The organism is Chromobacterium sp. Panama (genome assembly GCF_003052555.1).
GTDB lineage: Bacteria > Pseudomonadota > Gammaproteobacteria > Burkholderiales > Chromobacteriaceae > Chromobacterium.
In genome coordinates this window covers 1-3144 of record NZ_QARX01000008.1, presented here as the reverse complement: position 1 = coordinate 3144, position 3144 = coordinate 1, and the positions used below count along the sequence as shown (strand labels likewise).

Annotated in this window: 1 protein-coding gene; it reads right to left on the bottom strand. The window is 70.8% G+C overall.

Annotated elements, in window-relative coordinates; translation table 11 throughout:
• The coding region (locus DB032_RS23435) for a non-ribosomal peptide synthetase (protein WP_146176799.1) at window positions 1–3144 on the bottom strand (3144 nt) is incomplete at both ends.

Genomic DNA, 3144 nt, shown 5'->3' with positions numbered 1-3144 from the left:
CAGCGGGAAACGCTCCAGCGCCACGATGACGGCGGGCAGCATGTGTTCGGGCAGCTCGGCGGCCAGCGCTGCGCGCAAGGCGGCCGGTTCGGCGTCGCCGACGGCGTAGGCGACCAGCCGCGGCTCGCCGGCGGCGGGGCGGTCCAGCAGCACCAGCGCCTCGCGCACCGCGGGCAGCCGGCACAGCGCGGCCTCGATCTCGCCCAGCTCGATGCGGAAGCCGCGCAGCTTGACCTGGTGATCGGCGCGGCCCAGGTATTCGATCTCGCCGTCGGCGCGGCGGCGGGCCAGATCGCCGGAGCGATAGAGGCGGGAGCCGTCGGCGGCGAAGGGGTTGGGCAGGAAACGGGAGGCGGTCAGCGCCGGGCGGTTCCAGTAGCCGCGGGCGACGCCGGGTCCGCCGACATAGATCTCGCCGGGCACGCCGACGGGCACCGGCTGCAGGAAGCGGTCCAGCAGATGGAAGGCCAGATCGGGAATCGGCTGGCCGATCACCTGGCCGCGACGGGCGTCGAGATCGGCCTGACGGATGGCGCGCTCGGTCACATGCACGGTGGTTTCGGTGATGCCATACATATTGACCAGCTCGGGACGCTGATCGCCGCGTTGTTGGAACCAGGGCTCCAGGCTGGCCAGCTCCAGCGCCTCGCCGCCGAAGATCACCAGGCGCAAGTCCGGCAAGACGTGCTCTGCGGCGGCGGGAATCAACTGGCGGAAGGCGGCCGGGGTCTGGTTCAACACCGACACCCGGTGCTGTTGCAGCCAGCTGGCGAAGGCTTCGGGCGAACGCGACACCCAATAAGGCACCACCAGGCAAGTGCCGCCGAACAGCAGCGGCCCCCAGATCTCCCAGACCGAGAAATCGAAGGCGTAGGAGTGGAATAGCGACCACACATCGTCGGGCCCGAAAGCGAAGCGCTCCGAGGTGGCGGCGATCAGGCGGACCACATTGTGATGGCTGACCACGCAGCCCTTGGGGGTGCCGGTGGAGCCGGAGGTATAGATGACGTAGGCGGCCTGCTGCGGATGCAGACGGCGCGGCGGCGGGGTGTCGTCGCCGGACGAAATGGCGACGTCCAGCCAGCGCAGCGCCAGGCCGGCGGGCAGGGCGTCGGCGGATTCGGCGTCGCCAACGACGACATGGATGGCGCTGTCGTGGACCAGGAACTCCAGGCGCTCGGCGGGATAGCCGGGGTCCAGCGGCACATAGGCGGCGCCGGCCTTGAGGATGGCGAGAATGGCGACCAGCAGATCCGGCTGGCGCTGGCAGCAGAGTCCGACGCGTTGCTCGGGCAGCACGCCGAGCTGGAGCAATTGGCGGGCCAATTGATTGGCGCGGGCGTCCAGTTCGCGGTAGCGCAGCGCGGCGGTGTCGCCCTGAACGGCGATACGCTCAGGGAAGGTCTGGGCGGCGTGTTCGAACCAGGCGCAGAGATCGGGATGCGGCGGCGCGACGACGAGAGGCGTCGGGCCCAGGGCCTGGGCGGTTTGTTCGGCGTTCAGCAGCGGCGCGGCCAGCCAATCGGCGTCCGGGTCGGCGGCCAGCGCCGTCAGCGCTTTTTGCAGATAGGCGGCCATCTCCTCAATCTGCGGCGCGTCGAATTCCGCCTCGTCCCAGGCCAGCGTCAGCTCCAGGCCCTGGTCGCGCGGGTCGCGGCTGAACTGCACCAGGCAGGGGAAGTCGGTTTCCTCGAACACTTCCACGCCTTCTACCGTCACCTCCGGCAAGCGCAGCGCCTGTCCGTAGACATGGAAGTGGATGTAGTTGAAACCGACCTCGAAGCCGCGCCGGCCCTGATTCAGCTGCATGACGGCGGCCAGCGGCAGGCGGCGCAAGGGCTGCAGCGCGGTTTCCTCGGCGAAGACGCCGCGCGCCAATTGCGCCCAGCTGCCGGCTTGCAGCGCCACGTTCAGCGGCAGGGTGTTCAGGAACAGGCCCAGCGCGGCGGCGCTGTCTTCGCGCTCGGGGCGGCTGTGGGTGACGTAGCCGGTGCTGGCGGCGGCGGAACCGGTCAGCAGCGCCAGCACGCGCAGATGGGCGGTCAGCAGCACAGTCTTGAGCGGCAGCGCCAGCCGCGCGGCGGCGGCGTCCAGCGCGCCGGACAGTTCGGCCGGCAGCATGCGGCTGAGGCGGCGGACGCTGCGCGCGCCGGCGGCTGGGCGCGCAGGCCTCAGCCGGGGCAGGATGGACGCTTCCGTTCCGGCCAGCCGGCGTTGCCAGGCCGCTTTCAGTTCCGGGTCGTTCTCGGCCTGCTTCTCTTGCTGGATGAACAGCGCGCTCAGCGCGCCGTCCGCGTCGCTGGCGCCGGCGGTCTCGGGCTGGCGCGCCAGACGCAGCAAGTCGGTGACCAGGGTGGCCACGCTCCAGCCGTCCAGAATCGCGTGATGGAAGCTCAGCGTCAGCCGCGCGCGGCCCGTTTCCAGCCGGAACAGGGCGAGGCGCAGCAGCGGCGGTGATTGCGGCTGGAAGGGCCGGGCTTTTTCCGCGGCGACGAAGTCGGCCAGCGCCCGGCTTTGCGCCTCGGGCGCCAGCGCGCGCAAGTCGGCGACGCTCAGCGGGATGTCGCCGTCGCGATGAATCAGCTGCAGCGGTTCCGAGTAGGCGTTCCAGTGGAAGGTGGTGCGCAGCGCGGCGTGGCGTTCCGTTAGGCGGCGAACGGCGGCGCGCCAGGCGGCCTCATCCCAGGGCAGGCGCAGGTCGAAGCTGAAGATGTCGTGGAAGATGGCGCCGTTTTGCGACAGCTCGCTATGGAACAGCATGCCGGCTTGCAGCCGCGACATCGGCAGCGCTTCGATCACATCGTCGGGCAAGCGCAGCCGGTCGGCTTGGGCTATCTGGGCGAAGGCTTGCCGCGCGGCGGCCTCGTGGCCGGCGGCCGCGTCCGGCGCTTCGCACAGCTGACGGATGGTGGGCAGGCTGAACAGTTTTTGCACGCTCAGGGCCAGGCCCTGGTCGCGGGCGCGGGCGACCACTTGCAGGGAGAGGATGGAATCGCCGCCGAGGGCGAAGAAGTTGTCGTCGATGCCGGGCAGCGGCACGGCGAGGACGTCGGCCCAGATCTGGGCCAGCACGCGTTCGGCGTCCGAGCGGGCTTCGACGCGCAGGGCGGCGCTGAGCGCTTGCGGCGCGGGCAGCGCGGCGCG